The sequence below is a fragment of the Micromonospora sp. NPDC047753 genome, from assembly GCF_040642735.1.
In the GTDB taxonomy this organism is placed as follows: domain Bacteria; phylum Actinomycetota; class Actinomycetes; order Mycobacteriales; family Micromonosporaceae; genus Micromonospora.
In genome coordinates this window covers 1-3018 of record NZ_JBEYSL010000663.1, presented here as the reverse complement: position 1 = coordinate 3018, position 3018 = coordinate 1, and the positions used below count along the sequence as shown (strand labels likewise).

Genomic DNA, 3018 nt, shown 5'->3' with positions numbered 1-3018 from the left:
CCTCCTACGGCGGTTACCTGGTCCTCGCGGTGCTGGTGAACTTCCCCGGTCTGTTCGCCGCCGGGGTAGCCGAGTGCGGCATCTCCGACTTCCGGACCTTCTTCGCCGACACCGAGCCGTGGATCGCCGCCGCCGCCGTCAGCAAGTACGGCGACCCGGACCGGGACGCCGACCTGCTGCGCGACCTCTCCCCGCTCACCCACATCGACCGGCTGGACGTGCCGGTGCTGCTGATCCACGGCGCCAACGACACCAACGTGCCGGCGGGCGAGTCGGCCCAGGTCGCCCAGGCCCTCGCCGACCGGGGTGTGCCGCACGGGCACCTGGTGCTCGCCGGGGAGGGGCACGACTTCCTGTCGCGGGTCAACGCCGAGGCGGCCCGTGCGGCCACCACCGGCTGGCTGACCCGGCACCTCGCCGCGACCGCGACCGTCGTCGGCTGAGGCGTTATCCTGCGCCGGTGGAGGTCGCGGCGCAGGACGAGCGGTTGGCCGCGGACCTGGGTCGCTGGCTGGCCGAGGTCACCTTCGTCGACCTGGACACCGACGAGGTCACCGCGCGGGTGATCGACTCGGTGGTGCGGTGGGCCGAGGCCCAGGGCTGGCGGGTCTACCGGCGCGCGCCCAGCGTGCTGCCGTTGCCACCGCCGCTGGAGCAGCGGCACTCGGTGCTCGACGTGGCGTGTGCCCGTCCGGACGGTCCGCCCGTCGTGGTGGAGGTCGACCACACCGACCGGGCCCGTACGGTGCAGAAGCTGCGCGCGGAGGCGGACGCCGGCCGGATCCCGATCTGGGTGCGGTGGGGCGTCGGGCGTTTCACCGCGCCGCCACCGCCGGTGCGGATGGTGACCGTCGAGGTGACCCGGCGGGCCGGTCCGGCCGGGCGCGGACGGTTGCACAGCCGCGGCGGTGACCGCCCCGCCCCGGCCCACTCGACCGGCGGCGGCACGGTGACCCCGCAGGCGCTGCCGATCCCGTCGACCGACCCGGCGCAGGGCCCGGTCGACGACGCCGGTAAGCGCACCTGAAGCGAATCGTAAGCGGGCTCCGGCAGAGTTCTGGGTGTCACCGGAGAGCACGACAGACACCCAGGAGATCCCGATGCGCAAGCTCGTCAACTCGACCTACATCACCCTCGACGGCGTCATCGAAAACCCGATGTGGACCATGCCGTACTTCGACGAGGAAGCCGCCGGCCTCGCCGGGGCGCAGACCGAGGAGGCCGACGCGATGCTGATGGGCCGGGCCACCTACGACGGCATGTCCGCCGCCTGGCCCACCAGGGACGAGAGCGACCCGACCACGGGCGCCGCGTACTTCAACAACGTCAAGAAGTACGTCGCCTCGACCACCCTGACCAACCCCACCTGGAACAACACGGAGGTGCTCCAGGGCGATCTGGTCGAGGCAGTCACCGCGCTCAAGGCCCAGCCGGGCAGGAACATCATCCAGTACGGCTTCGGCTCGGTCACCGCCCAGCTGATCCGGGCGGGCCTGGTGGACGAGGTCCGGTTCTGGATCCACCCGGTGCTGGAGGGCGGCCCCAGCCTCACCGCGCCGCTGGCCGACGTCAAGGCATCGTTCGACCTGGTCGACACCCGGGTCCACAAGAGCGGCGTGATCGTCGCCTCGTACCAGCCGAAGGTGACCTCCTGAGCACCGGTCAGAGCTGGGCCCGGGCCTCGCCCGGGCTCAGCCGCGCGCCCTCGGCGAGCAGCGCGTCGAAGCGTTCCGGCCCGAGTTCGGCCCGCAGGCGTGCGGTCACCCGGTCGGTGTCGTCGCGTTCGGCCGGCGCGGCGGGGGACAGTGTGGCGATCCGGGCGGCGGCCGCGGCGCCCAGCAGCCGGGCGGCGACCTCGGGGGAGCGCACCGCCGCCGCCATCCCCTCCAGCGGGCCGACCGCGTCCCGCATCGTCGCCATCGCCTCGGCGACCTCGAACGCCTCGATGTGCAGGGCCAACGCGGCGTCCGGGTCGCCGCCCTGCTCGACCGCGTAGCCCAGCTCCACCAGCACCATCGGCAGGTAGAGCGCGGGTTGGCTCTCTCCCCGACCCAGGTCGGCGAGGCGGCTGAGGTGGGTGACGGCCAGGTCGAGCTTGCCGTCGCGGCGGGCGGCCAGCCCGAGGCTCATCTCCGCGAAGATCAGCGCGCCGGGCGAGCCCTGCTCCACCGCCAGGTCGTAGGCGCGTTCGGCCAGTTCCCGACCCTGGGCGTAGTCGCGGGTCTGCACGGCGAGCCAGGCCAGCCAGGACAGCTCGGCGCAGACCTGCGGCCACAGCGCCAACTCCTCGGCCCAGCGCAGCCCCTCCCGGTGCAGCGCGGCGGCGCGCTCGTGCTCGCCGCGCATGTCCGCCAGCCCACCCACCCACTCCGTCGCCCGGAGCCGACCCCACCGGTCGCCGAGGTCGGCGAAGAGCGCGGCGCTGCGGGTCGCGGTGCGCTCCAGGGTGGCCTGGTCACCGTTGGCGTGGGCGATGTGGGCCAGGGAGGTGAGCACCGCCGCCTCGGTCCACGGGTCGGTGGCGGCGGTGGGTAGCAGCTCCGAGACCAGGGCCAGGTCGCCGTGTTCGATCACCGCGTTGGCCGCGAACCACGCGGCGTGGCTGTCCGGGTCGGCGGCCACTGCGGCGCGCACGTCGTCCGGTGCGATCACCTCGCCCTGCGACAGCGCGAAGCCGACCCGCCAGGGTGCGGCGCGGGCCTCCTGCTCCGCGTCGCCGGGCACGGCCAGCGCCCGCCGTGCCTCGGTGAGGCGGCCGCGCAGGAACCAGTACCAGCTCAGTGCGACCGCCAGGCGCAGCCCGCCACCGTGCGCCAGCGCCGACCGCAGGTTCGCCAGCTCGGTGTCGAGCAGCGCAAGCCATCGCTGCTGGTCGGCCCCGCGCAGCCCGGGGTCGGCGCGTTCGGCCAGCTCGGTGTAGTGGGTAGACGTTCAGGGTCGAGTTGATCCCACCGCCGCCCGGCGCATCCGGAATGGAGAAGCGGGTGACCAGCGTGTTGGTGCTGGCCCGGGTGGTGA

The 3018-nt window shown here is 73.8% G+C and carries 4 protein-coding genes; 3 read left to right on the top strand and 1 reads right to left on the bottom strand.

What is annotated here, in order from left to right; genetic code table 11:
* From ABZ749_RS32780 to ABZ749_RS32770, 3 genes are all read left to right on the top strand, one after another.
* Positions 1-443: prolyl oligopeptidase family serine peptidase (locus tag ABZ749_RS32780; RefSeq protein ID WP_357234722.1), on the top strand; the 443-nt coding region annotated here is incomplete at its 5' end.
* A gap of 17 nt (positions 444-460) precedes the next feature.
* A complete protein-coding gene (locus ABZ749_RS32775; RefSeq protein WP_357234719.1) occupies positions 461-1027 on the top strand; it encodes a hypothetical protein in 567 nt (188 codons plus the stop codon).
* A 73-nt stretch (positions 1028-1100) separates the two neighbouring features.
* Positions 1101-1655 (top strand): dihydrofolate reductase family protein, encoded by a 555-nt coding sequence (locus ABZ749_RS32770; protein ID WP_357234717.1) that lies wholly within the window; start codon positions 1101-1103, stop codon positions 1653-1655.
* A gap of 7 nt (positions 1656-1662) precedes the next feature.
* Here the strand turns inward: ABZ749_RS32770 and ABZ749_RS32765 are convergent, their stop codons facing one another.
* Complete coding sequence (locus ABZ749_RS32765) at positions 1663-2724, bottom strand: hypothetical protein (RefSeq protein WP_357234714.1); 1062 nt, start codon at positions 2722-2724, stop codon at positions 1663-1665.
* Positions 2725-3018: the final 294 nt, after the last annotated feature.

What these genes read in the sequence shown, in the direction of transcription:
- ABZ749_RS32770 (WP_357234717.1), top strand. Translation starts at nt 1,101, where the DNA reads ATGCGCAAGCTCGTCAACTCGACCTACATCACCCTCGACGGCGTCATC.